Annotated in this window: 17 protein-coding genes; 2 read left to right on the top strand and 15 right to left on the bottom strand. The window is 67.1% G+C overall.

Annotation, left to right across the window (positions count from 1 at the left end):
• Window positions 1–28: 28 nt before the first annotated feature.
• On the top strand, window positions 29–982 hold the full coding sequence (locus NOF53_RS07755) for a hypothetical protein (RefSeq protein ID WP_255966952.1): 954 nt from the start codon (window positions 29–31) through the stop codon (window positions 980–982).
• Window positions 982–1725, top strand: a complete 744-nt coding sequence (locus NOF53_RS07750; protein ID WP_255966950.1) for a sensor domain-containing protein — start codon at window positions 982–984, stop codon at window positions 1723–1725. The genes NOF53_RS07755 and NOF53_RS07750 overlap by 1 nt, the downstream gene beginning before the upstream one ends.
• A 103-nt stretch (window positions 1726–1828) precedes the next feature.
• Here NOF53_RS07750 and NOF53_RS07745 read toward each other — a convergent pair whose 3' ends face one another.
• The 15 genes from NOF53_RS07745 to murD form a co-directional block, all read right to left on the bottom strand.
• On the bottom strand, window positions 1829–2329 hold the full coding sequence (locus tag NOF53_RS07745) for a WKL family lipoprotein (protein ID WP_255966948.1): 501 nt from the start codon (window positions 2327–2329) through the stop codon (window positions 1829–1831).
• Window positions 2330–2484: 155 nt separating this feature from the next.
• Window positions 2485–3831 carry a DNA polymerase IV gene (locus tag NOF53_RS07740; protein WP_445263531.1) on the bottom strand — a complete coding sequence of 449 codons (1347 nt, stop codon included), beginning with the start codon at window positions 3829–3831 and terminating at the stop codon, window positions 2485–2487.
• A gap of 31 nt (window positions 3832–3862) precedes the next feature.
• Complete coding sequence (gene ileS, locus NOF53_RS07735; protein WP_255966946.1) at window positions 3863–6997, bottom strand: isoleucine--tRNA ligase; 3135 nt, start codon at window positions 6995–6997, stop codon at window positions 3863–3865.
• Between the two features lie 236 nt (window positions 6998–7233).
• Window positions 7234–7482: a hypothetical protein gene (locus tag NOF53_RS07730; RefSeq protein WP_255966944.1), complete on the bottom strand. Its 249-nt coding sequence runs from the start codon at window positions 7480–7482 to the stop codon at window positions 7234–7236.
• A 49-nt stretch (window positions 7483–7531) separates the two neighbouring features.
• Window positions 7532–8371 (bottom strand): DivIVA-like cell division protein Wag31, encoded by an 840-nt coding sequence (wag31, locus tag NOF53_RS07725; RefSeq protein WP_255966942.1) that lies wholly within the window; start codon window positions 8369–8371, stop codon window positions 7532–7534.
• 102 nt (window positions 8372–8473) lie between these two features.
• Window positions 8474–8776: a YggT family protein gene (locus NOF53_RS07720; RefSeq protein ID WP_005247609.1), complete on the bottom strand. Its 303-nt coding sequence runs from the start codon at window positions 8774–8776 to the stop codon at window positions 8474–8476.
• A 142-nt stretch (window positions 8777–8918) separates the two neighbouring features.
• Window positions 8919–9596, bottom strand: a complete 678-nt coding sequence (locus tag NOF53_RS07715; protein WP_255966939.1) for a cell division protein SepF — start codon at window positions 9594–9596, stop codon at window positions 8919–8921.
• Between the two features lie 110 nt (window positions 9597–9706).
• Complete coding sequence (locus NOF53_RS07710; RefSeq protein WP_255966937.1) at window positions 9707–10483, bottom strand: YggS family pyridoxal phosphate-dependent enzyme; 777 nt, start codon at window positions 10481–10483, stop codon at window positions 9707–9709.
• Window positions 10484–10519: 36 nt separating this feature from the next.
• Window positions 10520–11263, bottom strand: coding sequence for a peptidoglycan editing factor PgeF (gene pgeF, locus NOF53_RS07705; RefSeq protein WP_255966935.1), 744 nt, complete (start codon window positions 11261–11263; stop codon window positions 10520–10522).
• Window positions 11260–12456, bottom strand: a complete 1197-nt coding sequence (gene ftsZ, locus NOF53_RS07700; protein ID WP_255966934.1) for a cell division protein FtsZ — start codon at window positions 12454–12456, stop codon at window positions 11260–11262. Before ftsZ ends, pgeF begins: the two co-directional genes overlap by 4 nt.
• A 213-nt stretch (window positions 12457–12669) precedes the next feature.
• Window positions 12670–13311, bottom strand: coding sequence for a cell division protein FtsQ/DivIB (locus tag NOF53_RS07695; RefSeq protein WP_374212587.1), 642 nt, complete (start codon window positions 13309–13311; stop codon window positions 12670–12672).
• A 233-nt stretch (window positions 13312–13544) separates the two neighbouring features.
• Window positions 13545–15053: a UDP-N-acetylmuramate--L-alanine ligase gene (gene murC / locus NOF53_RS07690; RefSeq protein WP_255966930.1), complete on the bottom strand. Its 1509-nt coding sequence runs from the start codon at window positions 15051–15053 to the stop codon at window positions 13545–13547.
• Window positions 15050–16198, bottom strand: a complete 1149-nt coding sequence (murG, locus tag NOF53_RS07685) for an undecaprenyldiphospho-muramoylpentapeptide beta-N-acetylglucosaminyltransferase (RefSeq protein ID WP_255966928.1) — start codon at window positions 16196–16198, stop codon at window positions 15050–15052. The genes murC and murG overlap by 4 nt, the downstream gene beginning before the upstream one ends.
• Window positions 16195–17814, bottom strand: a complete 1620-nt coding sequence (gene ftsW, locus NOF53_RS07680) for a putative lipid II flippase FtsW (protein WP_255966926.1) — start codon at window positions 17812–17814, stop codon at window positions 16195–16197. Before ftsW ends, murG begins: the two co-directional genes overlap by 4 nt.
• A complete protein-coding gene (murD, locus tag NOF53_RS07675) occupies window positions 17811–19307 on the bottom strand; it encodes a UDP-N-acetylmuramoyl-L-alanine--D-glutamate ligase (protein ID WP_255966924.1) in 1497 nt (498 codons plus the stop codon). The genes ftsW and murD overlap by 4 nt, the downstream gene beginning before the upstream one ends.
• Window positions 19308–19311 lie beyond the last annotated feature (4 nt).

Genomic DNA, 19311 nt, shown 5'->3' with positions numbered 1-19311 from the left:
GTGCTCCCGTGCCCACTAGCCTGGGGGCGTGCCACTGTTCTCGAAAGCTTCGCGACCCGGTTCCGCTCTACTCGCCGCAACACTCTCCCTGATCGCTCTGGCCGCGGGCTGTGGAAGTGACGACGACTCCTCCCAGGCCAGTCCCGCGGGGACCACATCCACCACCGCCGAGGTGACGGTTCCCATCTCCGCGACGACCGTCCAACTGACCCGGCCCGGTGACGAGCCGCGTGAGGTGATTCAGCGCCGGCAGGCGGAGGACGTCATGCAGCAGGTGCGGCTGACCACGGGCGCCGAGGTATTCCAGCGGATCGACGATCAGCCGGTCCAGGACTTCTCCTCCCCCGAGATCACCGTTCCCCTCACCGCAGTCGTCACGCGCCCGACCGACGACGCCGACGGCGCCACCGCGCTCGACCTCACGCTCGGCGACGTGACGAGCCCGGACCAACGTCTGGGCAGCGCCCTCGAGGCGACCATGGGGTCCGGAGCCGGCTTCACCGTCGATTCGACCGGTGCGATCACCGCGCTTCGCCTCCGCCCGGCCGCCGAGGCCCAGGACATCGCGCGCTCCGCGATCGAGCAGGCCTTCTACCAGGCCGTGTACCGCATGATCGCCTTTCCAGCCGAACCTGTCGGGGTGGGAGCGCAGTGGACCATCCACCAGAAGGTCATGAGCGGCATCGCGCTCGATCAAACGACGGTCGCCACCCTCACTGCCCGCGACGGGAACCGGTTGACCATCGACTACACAGTCGACCAGAAACCGCAGTCGCCGATCTGGCAGCTCCCCGGTGAGGCCGGGACGCTCAACGTCGACCGGTACATCATGCAGGGGGCGGGCACGATGACCGTCGATCTCGGCCTCCCGCTGCCTGTCGCCGGGACGGTGACCGTGTCCGGCGAACAGCAATACAGCGATCCGGACGGCGCCACCCTTCTGCGCCAGACCACGTCGAACCGTGTGCAGTGGGTGTCCTGATGCGCAGGTCAACGACTGCCGCCGTCCTCACCGCCCTCGCCGTGTCGGCGTGCTCGTCGACCGCGGACGGCGAATCGGGACCGGACGAGTTCCTTGGGCCGCTCGGCCCGATCGTGACCGCGTCACCCGGGGCCTCCGGTGCTCCGTTCATCGACCAGGCCGCGCTGCGCGCTGCACTGCTCGACGTCCGTGACCTTCCCGTCGGGTTCGCCCCGGTCGCCGACCCGGAAAAGGACCTCGGACTCCCGCCGGCCTCCGAAACTGCGGAGTCCGACAAATCGAGCACCGACCCGGCCCTGTGCGGCGCCGTCCTGTCTCCTGTTGCAGATCAGCATCCCGGCGCCGCATCGTCGGCGTCCGCTTGGTTTCAGGGCCCCGACTTCACGACCATCGACCAGGATGCGGCGAGTTACGCCACGGCTGCCGAAGCCGCCCAAGCGTTCACCGACATCCAGACAACCCTCGCGCAATGCAGCGACTACTCGGGAACGGACGCCGACGGCGTTGATGTGCAGTACCGGGCCGGCGGCCGGGACGGACATCCGGCGGGCGACGCATCGGTAGGCTTCCGACTCGTCACCACGAGTGACGGCTTCAGCCTCGTCTCGGATGTGGCCGTTGCGGTTGCCGGAAGCACAGTGACCCAACTGGTGGCCACCGGGCAGGAGCCGATCGACGAGGGCGTCTTCGAGAAGATGACGCAGGCCGCCGCGAGCAAGCTCGCGCCCGCCCCGGCCGGCTGAGCGGCCGGCTCCGGCCAGGAACGACCGATGCCGGCGTCCCGCGAAGGGACGCCGGCATCGGTATCGAAACTCTAGCGATCCGTCCGGACCGCACCGCCTCCGATCAGGCGGGGCAGGCAGGCGAGGTCAGCTGCGCAAGCGAAACGATCTGGCATGCGGTGACCTTCGACAGCTTCCACTGTCCGTTCTCGCCCGGGATGAAGATCGCAGGCACACCACCCTGCTGAACCTGGCCGTTGACGGTCAGCTGCAGCTGGCCACTGGCGGTGCCGTCACCGTTGTCGATGACCGGGTCGAGCACGGTGACCTCGGCGTTGTTCGCCTTGGCGGCAGCGGCGACCTGGTTGATGAGCTGGGGATCCTGCTCGGAACCCTCGACCATGGCCGACTTCTCCTCGAGGGGGGTGTTGGGGTCGAGGCCCTTGACGAGCAGAGCGTTGAGTTCGGCGGCGGTGGGCACCTCGATGGCTTCCGAGGTCTCGGCTGCGGAAGTCGTGGTGGTCGTGGTCTTGGTCGCCGTGTTGCTGTCGTCCGAACCACAGGCGGACATCGTGAGGGCTGCGGCGATCGCTACTGCGGCAACCGTGATCTTACGAAGCTTCAACTGAATAACCTCTTCATTCTCGGGTGTTCGTTCTCGGGCGAACTCAGCATCGTAGTGCTGCATCCTGGGGCAACATTACCCAAGGGTAAGCACCAGTCCCCGAGGCTACCTTCTCGCCGAGCCGCCCTGCACCCTGTCCCCGGCTGGCCCGAACCTCAGGCGAGGGAGCCCTCCACTCCCGCTTGCGCGAGTTGCTCGTCGTTCTCCTTGAAGGTGCGCGCCACACCGGGACCAGTTGTGCGCGTTTCGAATCGGACGGTCACGACACCCTGCCCCGCGCCCTGGACCCAACCGTGCCCGAAGTCGGGATGCATCACATCGAGACCCGGATGCCATCGTCGCTCGGCCTCGCGTGCCGGGATCGGCTGCACGGGCGACACCGCGCCGCCTTCGGCCTGTGCCGCCGCCGAGTCCCGATAGCCGGGCACGTCCAGATCGAGTTCGGGAAACAGCGAACCTTGCCGCACCGTCGACAGACCGGCGAAGCCGACCCCGACGAGGCGCACGGGACCGAGTTCGAGAGGGTCGATCACCTGTCGCTGAGCCGCGGCGACAAGGGTGGGACGGTCCAGCGTGGCGTAGGGCAAGGTGACCGACCGGGTGACGATGCTCATATCCGCCTTCTTCAGCTTCAGCACCACTGTTCGCGCCGCCCGGCCGTCCTTCTGCAGGCGTGCGAATGCGGAACCAGCACTCGACTCGACCGCTCCCCGCAGTTCCGCGAGCGTGACAATGTCGGTGGCGTAGGTGGTCTCGGCACTGACCTGTTTCGACTCGGCCCGCTCGGCGACGGGCCGATTGTCGATGCCCCGCGCCAGCCGGTGCAGGCCCGGGCCGATCGTGGTGCCGAGAATGGACGCGACCTCGGCTTCGGGAGTGCGCGCGAAACTTCCGATCGTCTCGATGCCGAGGCGTTTGAGCTTGTCCTCGGCGACGGGACCGATGCCCCACAACTTCCGCACCGGCAGCCCGTCGAGCAGCGCGTGCTGTTCTTCCGGCGCGACGACGGTGATTCCGTTCGGTTTGGCCAGACCGGACGCGATCTTGGCCACCTGCTTGCCGGATCCCGCACCGATCGATGCGACCAGTCCGGTTTCTTCGAACACCAGGGCCCGCAGGTCCTCGCAGTACCTGCGCACCATGGCCGCATCCGCCCCGGCCAACTCTGCCGGTTCACCGAAGGCCTCGTCCATCGACAGCTGCTCGAGCACGGGCATGGGACCACGCACCGCATCGAACACGGACTTGCTCAACATGCCGTACAGCCGACCGCGCGGCGGCAACACGACGGCACCGGGCCCGACGAGCCGCCGGGCCTGGTGCATCGGCATCGCGGAGCGGGCTCCGAACACCCGCGCCTCGTAACTGGCCCCGGCGACCACCCCACGGCCGCCGAGCCCACCGACGAGCACCGGGCGGCCACGAAGCGTCGGCCGGGTGAGCTGCTCGACCGAGGCGAAAAACGCGTCCATGTCGAGGTGCAGCACCCATCGACGGCTCACCTGGTGCAACGTACCCGCCCGGTCCGACAGCTCACACTTTGGAGATGGCCGCCCGCACACCCTCACCGAGCTCGACCGCGTCGGCGGGCGCGTCGGCGAGTTCGAGCTCGACCGCGAGGATCTCGCCCGCGATCAGATCGCGGTGAGCACGTGCCCAGTCCCGCCGTTCGGCCGGAACCTCGAGCACCACGGTGATGCGGTCCGATACGTCGAGGCCTGCTGCCCGGCGCGCGTCCTGCAACTCGCGGATGCGGTCCTTCGCCCAGCCCTCGGCTTCCAGTTCCTCGGTAACGGCCGAGTCGAGAACCACCAGACCGGCACCACCCGGCAGTGCGGCGGTCGACTCGGGTTCGGCCGCCACGAGCCGCTGCGTGTACTCCTCGGGCAGCAATTCGATCCCCGCCGCGGTGACGACCCCGTCCGCATTCTCCGACCACTCACCCGACTTCACGGCCTTGATCACGGTCTGCACGTCCTTGCCCAAACGCGGCCCCGCGGCGCGCGCGTTGACGACGAGCTCGAAACGGCCGTGCACGTCCACATCCGTCGTCAGGTCGACCTTCTTCACGTTGACCTCGTCGGCGATCAGTCCCAGGAACGGACGCAGGCGCTCCGCGTCGTCGGCGGCCACCGTCACCTCGGGCAGCGGCAACCGCACCCGCAGGTTCTGCGCCTTCCGCAAACCGAGCACCGTCGAGCACACCGACCGGACCTCGTCCATCGCCGACACCAGTTCCGGATCCGCCGGCAGTTCACCCTGGGCAGGCCAGTCCGCGAGATGCACCGACCGGCCGCCGGTCAGCCCCCGCCAGATCACCTCGGTGATCAGTGGGAGCAAGGGAGCGGAGAGACGGGTGACCACCTCGAGCACCGCGTGCAGGGTGTCGACCGCCTCGGCGTCCTCACTCCAGAACCGCGAACGCGAACGGCGTACATACCAATTGGTCAATGCATCACAGAACGTGCGCAGTTCGTCACACGCGCCGGCGATGTCGTTCGTCTCGAGCGCATCGGTGATCACGTCCCTGGTGCCGGCCAATTTCGCGAGGATGTACCGGTCGAGGACGTTGGTCGAATCGGTCCGCCACTGGCCCGGCTTCGGCGCATACAGCTGCAGAAAGCTCCACGCGTTCCACAACGGCAGCAGCGCCTGCCGCACACCCTCGCGGATGCCTTGTTCGGTGACCACGAGGTTTCCGCCCCGCAGGATCGGCGAAGACATGAGGAACCACCGCATGGCGTCCGAGCCGTCGCGCTCGAACACCTCCTTGACATCCGGGTAGTTGCCCTTCGACTTGCTCATCTTCAGTCCATCGTCGCCGAGCACGATGCCGTGCGCCGCAACGGTCTTGAACGCGGGACGATCGAACAGCGCGGTCGCGAGCACGTGGAGGGTATAGAACCATCCGCGAGTCTGACCGTTGTATTCGACGATGAAGTCACCCGGGAAGTGGCTATCGAACCAATCGCGATTCTCGAAGGGGTAGTGCACCTGCGCGTAGGGCATCGACCCGGATTCGAACCAGCAGTCGAGTACCTCGGGAACTCGACGCATCATCGACTTTCCCGTCGGATCGTCCGGGTTGGGACGGACGAGCTCGTCGATCATCGGCCGGTGCAGATCGCTCGGCCGCACGCCGAAGTCGCGCTCGAGTTCGTCGAGCGAGCCGTACACATCGGTCCGCGGGTACGCCGGGTCGTCGGACACCCACACCGGGATGGGGCTGCCCCAGTACCGGTTACGGCTGATGTTCCAGTCGCGGGCACCCTCGAGCCACTTGCCGAACTGTCCGTCACGGATGTGCTCGGGTACCCAGGTGATCTCCTGGTTCAGCTCGACCATTCGATCGCGGAATTTGGTGACCGCGACGAACCACGACGGGACCGCCATGTAGATGAGCGGCTGCCCGCTGCGCCAGCTGTGCGGATACGAGTGCTCAATCGTCTCGTGCCGCAGCAACTTTCCAGCAGCCTTGAGGTCCTTGATGATCGCCGGGTTGGCGTCGAACACCTGAAGTCCCTCGTAAGGCGGGACCATCGACGTGAACTTGCCACCCGCGTCGAGCGGCTGGACCAATTCGATGCCGTTGCGGAGGCAGTAGTCGTAGTCCTCCTCACCGAAAGCCGGGGCCATGTGCACGATCCCGGTACCGGATTCCGTGGTGACGTACTCCGCGGAGATGACGCGATGCGCGTTCTCGTGGCCGGCGAAGAAATCGAACGGCGGATCGTAGTGCAGACCGATGAGATCGGCCCCCTTGTGTTCGGACAGCACCTCCGGCGAGTCACCGAGTTCACGGGCATAGTGGCTCAGACGATCCCGGGCGAGCACATAGCGCTTCCCGTCGAGCCCCGATACCTGTACGTAGTCGATGTCGGGATGCACCGCGACCGCGAGGTTGGACGGCAGCGTCCAGGGCGTCGTGGTCCAGATGATCGCGTTCGCGCCGTCCAGCGGGCCCTCACCGCGCAGCGGCATGTCGACGGTGACGGCCGGGTCCTGACGCATCTTGTACGCGTCGTCGAGTCGGGTCTCCTGATTCGACAGCGGCGTCTGCTCGTACCAGCTGTACGGCAGCACCCGGAAGCCCTGGTAGATCAGCCCCTTGTCGAACAGCTCCTTGAACGCCCACATGACCGACTCCATGAAGTCGAGGTCCAGGGTCTTGTAATCGTTGTCGAAGTCGACCCACCTTGCCTGGCGGGTGACGTAGTCGCGCCACTCGTCGGTGTACCGCAGAACCGAGGACTTGCAGTACTCGTTGAACTTCTCGAGACCCATGACGTCGATCTCGGATTTGTCCTTGATGCCGAGCTGCTTTTCCGCCTCGAGTTCGGCCGGAAGGCCGTGGCAGTCCCACCCGAACCGGCGCTCGACCTTCTTGCCGCGCATCGTCTGGAAACGCGGGATCAGGTCTTTGACATACCCGGTCAGTAGGTGACCGTAGTGCGGAAGACCGTTGGCGAACGGCGGGCCGTCATAGAAGACGAACTCTTCGTCGCCGTCACGCTGCGTCACGGACGCCCGGAAGGTGTCGTCCTCGTCCCAACCTGCCAGCACACGCTGCTCCACCTGAGGGAACTTGACGCCCGTATCCTGCTGAACGCCGTAATCGACCTTCGGGTAGGACTCGTTGCTGTTGGTGACGTTACTTGTGGTGCTCACCGCGATCTCCTCGTGCCTGACGTACTCGGCACGGGGACGACGGGGACGCCTCCTGCGTCACCACCGCGGTACCACCCCGCTTGCACTCCGACGGGAATGCCACTCACTAACGGGCTGTGACGGGCCCACCCGTTCGGTTCTACTGAGCCGGCTTACCGGCCGTTCTTCCGAAGGCTCCCCGGTGATAGCCGGATCGACGCCGTGGTTTCGATCTGAAATTGCTCGCTGCACGCAGTCTAGTCGCCCTCGCCGCCATGGGACCGGTTCGCCGATTCACCGGACGTGGTCGATGGCGGAACGGAATCGGTGTCGCGGCCGGGTCCTGCCGCCGTCCGCCTGCCGGCGAGGGCACTGACCAGCAGCAGCACTGCACCCGCGACGCACACCACGATGCATCCCCAGGCCCAGATGACCGAACCGGTCATCAGAGCGACCACCAGAAGGCCGAACCCTACCGCTGCAAGAACGAGTGTCACGACCAGCACGGCTCAACCTCTATCCGGGCCGCTGGCTGGGCAACTACTGCACGCTCAGTCAGCTATTGCCCTTGGCGTAGGACTGGCTGTAATTCGACTGTGATCCGCCCTGTGCGAACGAATCCTGACCACCGTCCACCGGAACCGCAGACCCACGCTGCTCCAGCTCCTCGAGCTGCGACTCCAGGTACGACTTCAGCCGCACGCGGTACTCGCGCTCGAAGGTCTTGAGCTGCTCGATACGACCCTCCAGTACCGAACGCTGCTGGTTGATCGTGGCCATGATCTCGGTGTGCTTCTTCTCCGCGTCGGCCTGCAGTGCGTCAGCCTTCTCCTTGGCCTGCCGCAGCTGGGTCTCGGAACGGGTCTGCGCGTCGGTGATCAGCGCCTCGGACTTCTGACGAGCGTCCGCAATCATCGATTCAGAACGCTGACGCGCATCGCTGACCAGTTGCTCCGAATTGGTGCGAGCGCTACCCAGCAGCTGCTCGGACTCGGTCTTCGCATCACTGGTGAGACGATCCGCCATCTCCTGAGCCAGGCCGAGGACCTTGGCGGCCTGCATGTGAGCATCCGCTCCCTGAGGGGCTGCCTGCGCAGCGGTCGGGGCCGGGGCAGGCGCCGGTGCCTTGGGCTGCTCGACGACACGCGCGGGCTCGGCCTTGGGCGCAGGTGCCTGCGCTGCGCCGGCGGGACGCGGAGCCTTCTTCGCATCGGCGAGCTCCTTGTCGAGCTCACCTACTCGCTGCCGAAGATCGGCGTTCTCCTCGATCAGGCGCGACAACTCTTGCTCGACAAGGTCTAGAAACGCATCGACCTCGTCTTCGTTGTAGCCCCGCTTACCGATCGGCGGCTTGCTGAACGCGACATTGTGCACATCAGCTGGAGTCAGCGGCATGGAAGGATCCCTTCACGCGTCATTTGGCGGTCTAGCAAGCATTCAGTTACAGCGCAGTCTACGTAACGGTGAACCAACACTGGATCAATGGGGTCCATTCTGTCACACCAGACCCGTGGCCCGCGCTTGTCCCTGAACGATCGACATCAGGATGAAGACGATGAACAGCAAGACCATGATGGATAGATCCAACCGCACCCCACCGAGATTTATCGGGGGGATCAACCGCCGGAGCAGTTTGACCGGCGGATCTGTGACCGTAAATATCGCCTCGAGAATGACGACCACGACGCCGGTCGGCCGCCAGTCCCTGGCGAAGGTCCGTACGAACTCGACGATGATTCTGCCGATGAGAAGCAGCCAGAAGACAAACAGTATCAAGTAGATCACCGAGAACAAGGCCACACCTTCACTCTGCCTGAAACAGTTCGGTCTATCAAAACAAGCCGCGTGGCAAGGGCATTGTGCACCTCAGCCACCGCGGCCCGCATGACGTCCGAGCGTCCGGATCCCGATGATCACGCTCCCGTTTCCCCTGACCGCAACTCTACTTCTGACTGTAGAAGCCGGTTTCCGCGATTCGGCGGCGCTCTTCGGCCGAAACGTCGATGTCGGCGGGTGAGAGCAAGAACACCTTCGTGGCGACCTTGTCGAAGGAGCCGCGCAATGCGAACGCGAGCCCCGCCGCGAAGTCGACAAGACGCTTCGCGTCGGCGTTGCTCATCTCCACGAGGTCCATGATGACCGGGGTGCCGTCGCGGAACCGCTCACCGATGGTGCGCGCCTCGCTGTAATCACGGGGCCGGAGCGTCGTGATCTTCGAGAGCGGCCCTCCCTCGTCGAAGAGGGGTCCGCGACGGCTCTCCACTCTCTCGGACCGAGTATCGACAGCCAGCGCACCGCGGGTGCTGCCACGCACCGACCCACTGACACCCGGACGCGCCGAACGCACAGCCACGGGCTCTACCCGGGACGCGTGCCGCGGGCCGTCGTAGCGGTCGAATTCGTCGTCGAGATCATCGCGTCGGCCCGGCGCGTACGCAGCCTTGCTGAAGGCCGGCTCGGCGAAGTCCCGGTCGTCGCGGTCGAGATACGGATCACGTCCACCGTCCCGTACCGGGCGCGCAGGCCTGCGAGCGGGCTCCGGCTCGTCCAGGTACTCGTCCTCGTAGTCATCGAGGGGAACCATGCCGAAGTAAGCCTTGAACTTGTGCAGACTGCTCATTGATCGACCTTCCTTGGCGCGGCGGACAGGATCCCGCTACGACCGGTCGCAGCGGTGTGGACGGGTTGGCGATCACCCAGCCGACTTTCCTTCGAGGCTCGCCTCGGCGATCATTTCGAGGTTATAGGCCGCGCACCCAACAGAGCGGTTCCGACACGCACGCACGTCGACCCGTGTCGGACAGCGTGCTCGAGATCCTTCGTCATACCCGCTGAGAGCTCCGTCGCATCGGGATGCTCCAGGCACAATCGGGCATGTATGTTCTGGAGTTCCTCGAATGCGGCATCGGGGTCGGCCTCGATCGGTGGAACTGCCATCAGCCCCCGGTACTCGAGGTGCGGGGCCGACTGGACCTGCGCCGCAAGGTTTTCCAAATCCGCCGCCACAGCGCCGCCGCGCTGAGGATCACCGTCGAGACTGACCTGGAGCAACACCCGCAGTGGCGCGGTCCGTTCTCCCGCCTCGAACGCCGCGGTCGCTGCTCGCCCGAGCGCGCCGATCAGTCGTTCACTGTCCACCGAGTGAATCGCGTACGCCCACTGGGCGATCGCCCGTGCCTTGTTGCGCTGCAGGTGACCGATCATGTGCCACCGCACAGCCGGGTCCGGAACCCGCGAACGGAACTCGCCGATCTTCGCGGTAGCTTCCTGCTCACGGGACTCACCGAACTCGCGGCAGCCGAGTTGGTAGAGGATGCGGGCATCGGATTCCGGGAAGAACTTGGTGACCGGGAGAAGCGTCACCTCGGACGGTGTGCGACCCGCGGCGCGGCATGCCGCATCGAGCCGGTCGCGCACTGCTCCGAGCGCAGCCGCAATCTCCGACTCACGACCGCGCAGTTCGCCCGCTTCGCGCACACAGTCGCCTGCTTCGGGCACCCTATCCATCGTCTCCACTCCCACACCGATCGTCTCGCGCAGTATCTACCCGCCGCCCTGCCCAGTATCCATCCAGATCACCGCTGCGAGCCGGCCGGTCGGTGCCTCGCGCCGATGACTGAAGAGCGTCCGGTCCTCGATGGTGCAGCGCGGATCCTCGGCCACGCCCGAGACTCCCGCATCGAGGAGCTGCCTACGAATACCGGCCCGCAGGTCGAGACCGGGTGTCCCCCGCACCGTGCGGGTGGCGCTACCGGGAAGAGCCTTCTCGACGTCGGCCTGCATCGCGGCGGGCACTTCGTACTGTCGTCCGCTCGCCGCCGGTCCGAGGAACGCACCGATCCTCCCGATCCGTGCGCCCTGCTCCACCATGACCTCGAGGACCCGCGAAACTATGCCGATGCGCGCACCGATCCGTCCGGCATGCACGGCCGCGATGACGCCCGCCTCCTCGTCGGAGAGCAGGACAGGCACGCAGTCGGCGCTGAGTGTCGCCAGCGCCAACCCTGGGACTGTGGTCACCAGCGCATCCGTTGCCGGTACCACCGTCTCAGTGGGTCGGTCGATGACCGTCACGTTGCGACTGTGGATTTGCTCCATCCAGATCAGGTGATCGAACGGAACACTGATCTTCTCTGCCAGCCGACGACGATTGGCCTCCACCGCGACGGGGTCGTCCCCGACGTGGTCACCGAGATTGAAGGACTCGTACGGTCCGACGGAGCGTCCTCCTGCACGTGCGGTGACCACACGACGAACCCGGAATCCGGGACCCGGCGACGAACTCAACGACGCATGAAGGAGGGCACGTCGACATCGTCTTCACCCTCCTCGTCGGACACCGGCACGGCGCGCGACGAACCGTTTCCGGACAGCGGAGGCAGACCGCCAGCGCTGTGCGAACTGATCGTCTCGCGCGTCACGGACATCGGCTCGCCGCCCTGCGGCTCCGCGCCCTGGCTCACTTCACCTGCGCGTGCGGCTCCGATGGCGCTGCGTCCGGCCGCGGCGGACTCGACCGGACGACGGGCCGGCGTGCCCCCGTCGAATCCGGCGGCAATCACGGTAACCCGCACCTCGTCGCCCAGCGAATCGTCGATCACGGTGCCGAAAATGATGTTGGCATCGATGTGTGCCGCTTCCTGCACGAGCGAGGCGGCCTCGTTGATCTCGAACAGACCGAGGTCGCTGCCACCCGCGATCGACAGCAGCACGCCGCGCGCACCCTCCATCGACGCTTCGAGGAGAGGCGAGTTGATCGCCGACTCGGCTGCCTTGATGGCACGCCCCTCACCGCGTGAGGATCCGATGCCCATCAGTGCGCTGCCTGCTCCCGACATGACGCCCTTCACGTCGGCGAAGTCGACGTTGATCAGCCCCGGGGTCGTGATGAGGTCGGTGATGCCCTGGACACCGTTGAGGAGAACCTCGTCGGCGCTGCGGAACGCATCCATGAGGCTGACCGCGGCGTCGCCGAGCTGGAGAAGGCGGTCGTTCGGAATGACGATGAGGGTGTCGCACGATTCGCGCAACGACTGGATGCCGGTGTCAGCCTGTCCGCCGCGCCGCTTTCCCTCGAACGAGAAGGGCCGCGTCACCACACCGACGGTGAGCGCCCCGAGCTTGCGCGCGATACTCGCGACCACCGGGGCCCCACCGGTACCCGTGCCGCCGCCCTCACCGGCCGTGACGAACACCATGTCGGCGCCCTTGAGGACTTCCTCGATCTCGTCCTTGTGGTCTTCTGCGGCCTTGCGGCCGACCTCGGGATCTGCGCCGGCTCCGAGTCCGCGGGTGAGTTCGCGGCCGACGTCGAGCTTGACGTCGGCGTCACTCATCAGCAGCGCTTGCGCGTCGGTGTTGACGGCAATGAACTCGACTCCTTTGAGTCCCTGCTCGATCATCCGGTTGACTGCGTTCACGCCGCCGCCGCCGATGCCGACGACCTTTATTACGGCGAGGTAGTTGTGCGGGGGCGTCATCGGCTCTCGCCTTCCATGAGTGTGTATCACGCTTTCGTACAAAACAGCCGGGGTAAACTCTCAACCTGAACCATAGGGTTACGGTTATGTCAAGTACTCGACTAGAACGAAACGCTATGCACCGCCATCGGGATACGCCATTAGGCGCGCCGAGGCGCGCCCAGTTATTTGACGAACTCACCCGCGGTCGTGCCGCCCACGTACTCCACTCCCCTACCGGACCGTCGGCAGATCAGGGCTCGACACGTCGTACGTCTGCCCCGGCTGGGTCAGCAGTGGCAACGTGACCGCCGCCTTCCGTTCGGACTTCTCCGTGCCGCCCCACACCACGACGCGTCCATCGAGCAACGTCACCGAGATATCCGAGATCGATTCAGCAGCAACCTGACCCACCTGCCCGCGCAATTGCGGAGGCATCGACTCCAGCACGTCGAGCGCGGCCTCGGTACAGGGGTCACCCCACCCGGGTGTCTCCGTCACCAACCGCGGAACACCGGGCGGCGGTGGCGCGATCTCGTAGTCGACGGCCTCCGCGTCCAGCAGATGCGTGCCGTCGGGCGTGTCGACGAACACGACCGGCAACCGCTCGGTCACCGTCACCCGGATGGTGGACGGATACATTCTCTGCACGCGGGCGCTGGCCACCTTGGGGATGGCGGCGACCCGTTGCGCGGCCGACCCGGTGTCGACACGCAGCAGCGGCTGCCCCTGCGGCACGGCGAGCACCTGTCGAATCTGTTCCTCGGGAATCGTCGTGGCACCCGCGACATCGGTGGAACGCACCGACAGCAGCGGCGTGAACCAGGCCACGAGACCGAGCCCCACCACCACGACGACACCGATCAGACCGGTCACCGTCGGCCGGCGATACCACGACCGACCCGGCGCCTCCACGGCGTCGGGAACTGCTGCGGGGGAGCCGGATCCGCGTGGCCGGCGAGTCGCCGGGTCACCGACCGGCGACGTCCGCCGCGACGAGGACCTGGTGCCGGGGTTCCGCGCCGAGGCGCCGCCGGGACGCGGGCTGCGCTGGGCGTCGCGGCGGACCGGGCGATCCGGCCGCTCGGGGCGACCTCGACGCTCCCGCGTCATCGCGATGCGTGGTGCGGGGCCGCACGCAGTGCGTCGAGAATCTGGTTGCCGAGCATCGTGACGTCACCCGCACCCATCGTGATCACGACGTCACCGGGACCAGCCAACGCCGCCACCTGACGCGGCGCCTGCGACAAGTCGGGCTGATAGTGCACCGGCTTGGACACCGCCAGCGCGACCAGTGCCCCACTGACACCGGGCATGGGTTCCTCCCTTGCCCCGTACACGTCGAGCACCACCACCTCATCGGCGAGATCGAGGGCATGCCCGAACTCTTCCGCGAAAGTTGCTGTACGCGAGTAGAGATGAGGTTGGAACACCACGATGACATTGCCCCGGCGGACCGATTCCTCGGACGCCCGGCGATCCGCCTCGTGCGGCTGGCGCACCAGGTCGGCCGCCGCGCCGAGCACCGCACGGACTTCGGTGGGATGGTGCGCGTAGTCGTCGAACACCCGAACCCCGCGCTCACGTCCGGTGAACTGGAACCGACGGTGCACGCCGCCGAAACCGGCGATTCCTTCCAGGATTTCGTCCACGTCGGCACCTGCTTCACGTGCCGCGAGAAGAGCGGCCAGCGCGTTGAGTGCCATGTGCCGTCCGGGCACACCCATCCGGATCGTCCTCGGCGACTGCTCCCCCGCCAGCTCGAACTGCAGCACTCCCCCGACGTCCCTGGCCTCGAAACTCAGCAGTCGCGCGCCGACCTCGACGCCGTCGACCGGAGCGAAGGCTCCGTCGGCGTTCTCGGCGCTGCCGTATCCGAGCACCCGCACACCGGGAAGTTCCCGCGCCGCCACCCGCTGCGCGAGCGCCGCCGAACCCGGATCGTCGAGACACACGACCAGAAGTCCACCGGGCGCCAGCCGATCGGCGAAATCGTCGAAAACCTGGATATAGGCCTCCGGGCTGCCGAAATAGTCGAGGTGGTCGGCCTCGACGTTGGTCACGACGACGACGTCGGGGTCGTACTGGAGCAGCGAACCGTCACTTTCGTCGGCCTCCGCGACGAACACGTCGCCGCTGCCGTGATGAGCGTTGGTCCCAGCCTCGTTCAGCTCGCCGCCCACCGCGAAGGAGGGGTCGAAACCACAATGCTGCAGCGCCACCACCAGCATCGACGTCGTCGACGTCTTACCGTGTGTGCCCGAGACGAGCAGGGTGCGGTGACCTTGCATGAGCGACGCCAGCACCGCGGGGCGCAGGATGACGGGGATGCCGCGCCGCGCCGCCTCGACCAGTTCCGGGTTGTCCTTCGGAATGGCGGCGTGCGTCGTGACCACCACCGTGGGTCCGCCGGGCAGGAGGTCGAGTGCGCTGGCGTCGTGGCCGATGCGCACGTTCGCGCCACGCGCGCGCAGCGCCAGCACACCGCGGCTCTCCTTGGCGTCGGAACCGGACACCTGGCCACCTCGGGCCAGCAGGATCCGGGCGATACCGGACATTCCGGCACCACCGATCCCCACCATGTGGACGCGTTCCAGGTGCGCGGGCAGGTCGGTCATCGGGTTCCCCTTGTCAGCGCGGCCACGTCGAGAACAATCTGCGCAACCTCGGCGGCTGCGCTACGGTGACCCGCCCCGGCCGCGCGTCGCCCCATGTCCGCGAGCCGCGCTGGGTCGCGCAGCATCGGGATCACGGTGTCCGCGACGAATGCGGCGGTCAGGTCGCCGTCACGGACAATCATTCCACCTCCGGCCGCGACCACCGGCCGCGCATTCAATTCCTGCTCGCCGTTGCCGTGCGGCAACGGCACGTACAGCGCGGGAAGGCCCACCGCCGACACCTCCGCCACCGTCATCGCACCCGATCGGCAGATCACCGCATCGGCGGCCGAGTAGGCGAGATCCATCCGCGAGAGGTACGGAACCGCCACGTAGGGCGGACTACCGGCGGTATCGGGGACGTCCAGGGTGTTCTTCGGACCGTGCGCGTGCAGGACCGCGATCCCTGCCGCTGCCAGCGACTCGGCAGACCCCGACACCGCCTCGTTGAGCGACCGTGCACCCTGTGATCCGCCGAAGACCAGCAGCACCGGTCCGTCCGCGGGAAGCCCGAAATGGGCCCGAGCCTCGGCACGCAACCCGGCCCGGTCGAGACCGGTGATGGACGCACGCACCGGAATGCCCACGATCTCGGCCTCCGAACGGCCCCGCGCCTTCACACCGGAACCCGCCACCGCGGCAAGGACCCGTGCGGCACGACGGGCGCCGATCTTGTTGGCGATTCCCGCGCTCGCATTCGCCTCGTGCACCACGATCGGAATTCTGCGGCGACGCCGCAGTAGCCCGGGCCCGGCCGCCAGGTAGGCGGGCAGCGCCACGTACCCACCGAAACCGACGACGACGTCGGCACCGGTTTCGTCCATCACCGCACGGGTACGACGGACCGATTGCCGCACCCGGCGAGGAAGCCGCAGCAGGTCGAGGGTGGGCTTGCGGGGAAGAGGCACCGGAGGAATGAGTTCCAGTGGATAGCCCCGCTCCGGAACCAGGGTGGTTTCGAGACCCCGCGCCGTGCCCAGCGCCGTCACCACCACGTCCCCGTCGATCGCCTTGATCGCATCGGCCACCGCCAGAGCCGGTTCGATGTGTCCGGCGGTACCACCACCGGCCACGATCACCGACAGCGTGGGCTTCTCGCCGCTCACCTACGAAATCCTCGCTCTCCTGCTCGGCCACCCGAGCTTCGCTGCTGGCGCACACCGCGGTCGGGTGTGCGGGCATTGCCGCGTGCCGCGCGGCCCTTGTCGTACGTGATGCTGCGGGTGCGGGCCGCCATCTCGCGGCCTGCCTGTCGACGTGCCTCGGCCCGTCGTACCGCCTCCGCCCGGGCAGCGTCCGCCCGCACCGGGGAATACGCCTCCGGCTTCGGGAGACGCAGAAGGCGCCCGAAGCGGCCGTCCTGACCCGAATGCAATGCCGCGACCGCCTCCGGTTCGTGCCGGGCCGCATTCGCCACCACGCCGAACATGAACAGCGTCGTCGCCGTCGACGTTCCCCCTGCCGACACGAGGGGCAGCTGCAGTCCGGTGACGGGAAGCAGTCCGATGACGTACCCCACGTTGATGAACGTCTGACCGGTGATCCACACCGTGGCCGTGCCTGTGAGCAACCGCAGGAAAGGATCGGCCGATCGGGCGGCGATGCGTAGACCCGTATACACGAACAACCCGAAGAGCCCCAGCACGGCGGCACCGCCCAGGAAGCCCAGTTCCTCACCGATGATGGCGAAGATGAAGTCGTTGTGCGCGTTGGGCAGATAACTCCACTTCGCACGGCTCTGCCCCAGTCCGCGCCCGAGGATTCCACCGTCGGCCAGCGAGTACATCGCCTGGCGTGACTGATAGCCGATGCCCTGCGGATCTTCGTCCGGATTGAAGAAGGCCCGCACGCGGGCCGAACGGTAACCGGCGGTGAGTGCAAGCACCACCACCCCGGCGAGACCGGTACCGACGATGCCCAGGAACAATTTGAGCGGCAGACCCGCGAACCACAGCAAGGCCATCAGGATGATGGCCAGCGAGACCGTCGTTCCGAGGTCGGGCTGCAAGATAATGAGCACGAACGCCAGAAGCGCGGCGGGAATGAGTGGGACCAGCATGTCCCGGATCCCGACCAGGTCGCTTCGGCGTGACGCCAAGATGTGCGCACCCCAGATGGCAAGCGCAATTTTCGTCAACTCGGCCGGCTGCAGCGACACGCCGCCGACCACGAACCATCCTCGGGTGCCCTGCGACACCGTTCCGATACCGGGTATGAGCACCAGTATGAGGAGGACGATCGTTGCCGCGAAGGCGGGAAAGGACAGGGCACGCATCACCCGTACCGGGATCTGCAGCGCGACGAAGAACAGGATCATCCCGACACCGGCGAAGATCGCCTGCCGGGTGAACAGCGTGTAGGCCGAGCCGTCGTTGGCGTACGCCTCCACACTTGACGACGACAGCACCATCACCAGTCCCAGCACCGTCAGCAGGAACGCGATGGTCACGACGAGGTGGAACGACGCCAGCGGTCGGGCCAGCCAAGCACCGATCCGGGTGCGGGGCGCGCGCGGCGGCGAGGTCCGGGTGCGCGGACCCTGCGGTGGGCGGCGGGGAGCAGCCGACCGCGAAGAACCGGCCTGCGAGCGCGGGTCTTCGGAGAAGCGCGGTCGGGGCGCGTCACCGAACCGCGGCCGCGGCGGGTCACCGCGGCCGCGTTCACCGGCACGGCTTCGCTGCGCGTCGGTCACGCGGCGTGCGCGCGGGTCGGCCGAGGTCATTGCGGCTTCCCGGAGATGTCCGATACACGCAGCCGGCTGACCGCGTCGACGAAACTCCTACCTCGATGACCGTAACTGTCGAACATGTCGAGCGAAGCGGCGGCAGGAGCGAGTACGACGGCGTCACCCGCTGTCGCAAGAGCGGCTGCCTCGCGCACAACGGCCGCCATGACCGCATCGCTGTCGGTACCCGGCGGCAGGACCACCCGTCGGGTCGCGGCTCGAGCAACAGCACTCACTCCAGCATCGTCTCCCGTTTCGACACTGACCACGGGAACCTGGGGGGCGTGTCGCGCAAGCGACTCGGCGATGTGGGTGGCATCACGCCCCAGCAGCACGACTCCGGTCAGGCGGTCGGCCACCGCGACGACCAGGTCGTCGACCTGCGCGCCCTTGAGGAGGCCGCCGGCGATCCACACCACTCGCTCGTGCGCCAGGATCGACGGCCCGGCCGCATGCGGATTGGTGGCCTTCGAATCGTCGACGAAGGTCACACCGCCGATCTCGGCAACGCGCGCACCGCGGTGCGGGCCAACGACGTAGTTCGCCAGACCGCCGGCCACATCCTCGGGCTCGACCCCCGCGGCGCGCGCGAGCGCAGCCGCGGCCAGCGCGTCCATCAGCCCGGCGGGACCGGGCGGGGTGATCCCCGCTGTCGGGGCCAGCCGTTCTCCGTCGGCGAACGCCCGATCGACCAGGTGGCCGTTCTCGATACCCAGCTCCCCCGGCCCCGGGACACCCAACCGGAAACCCACCGTGCGTTCGGCGGGCGACGAGGAGGCGAGGGACGCCGCTATCTCGTCGTCGAGGCCCAGTACCGCGACGTCACCAGTCAGCGCGCGCGCCTTCGCTTCGATGTACGACTGCATACCGCCGTGCCAGTCCAGGTGGTCCTCGGCGATGTTCAGGATCGCTCCGGCCGCGGGCCGGACCGACGGTGCCCAGTGCAGTTGGAACGACGAGAGTTCCACCGCCAGCACCTCCGGCCGAGGCGACGTCTGGCGCAACGCCTCGAGAACCGGGAGTCCAATGTTGCCGCAGGCCGCGCTCGGGATCTTCGCCGACGCGAGGATCGACTCCAGCATCGAGGTCGTGGTCGTCTTTCCGTTGGTGCCCGTGACCACCAGCCATCTGCGGGGCGGACCGTAGAGCCCCGATCGGTCCACATGCCAGGAGAACTCGATATCTCCCCAAATGGGGATGCCGTCTCCGGCGGCGACCGAGAGCAGAGGGGCGTCGGGCCGGAAACCCGGGCTGGTCACGACCAGTGCAAAGCCACGGACCCGATCGCGATCCGCGAGGAGGTCGTCGATGGGCACGGTGGCTGCGCCGAGGCGTGCGCACTCGGCGAGGGCATCGGCGTTCGAATCGGTGACGGTGACGAGGGCTCCGAGTTCCCGGAGGGGTTCGATCGTCGCCCGGCCCGAGACACCCGCCCCCGCAACGAGCACGCCACGACCACGCAACCGATCGAGCTCCTGATCCTCGGCCACTGCG

This window comes from Rhodococcus tibetensis, assembly GCF_024438035.1.
Classification (GTDB): Bacteria; Actinomycetota; Actinomycetes; order Mycobacteriales; family Mycobacteriaceae; genus Rhodococcus_F; species Rhodococcus_F tibetensis.
This window is presented reverse-complemented; position numbering and strand designations above follow the sequence as displayed.

Coding starts and splice junctions, on each gene's coding strand:
- NOF53_RS07750 (WP_255966950.1), top strand. CDS start 982: ATGCGCAGGTCAACGACTGCCGCCGTCCTCACCGCCCTCGCCGTGTCG.
- wag31 (WP_255966942.1), bottom strand. CDS start 8,371: ATGCCGCTGACTCCAGCTGATGTGCACAATGTCGCGTTCAGCAAGCCG.
- NOF53_RS07715 (WP_255966939.1), bottom strand. CDS start 9,596: ATGAGCAGTCTGCACAAGTTCAAGGCTTACTTCGGCATGGTTCCCCTC.
- NOF53_RS07710 (WP_255966937.1), bottom strand. CDS start 10,483: ATGGATAGGGTGCCCGAAGCAGGCGACTGTGTGCGCGAAGCGGGCGAA.
- ftsZ (WP_255966934.1), bottom strand. CDS start 12,456: ATGACGCCCCCGCACAACTACCTCGCCGTAATAAAGGTCGTCGGCATC.
- murC (WP_255966930.1), bottom strand. CDS start 15,053: ATGACCGACCTGCCCGCGCACCTGGAACGCGTCCACATGGTGGGGATC.
- ftsW (WP_255966926.1), bottom strand. CDS start 17,814: ATGACCTCGGCCGACCCGCGCGCACGCCGCGTGACCGACGCGCAGCGA.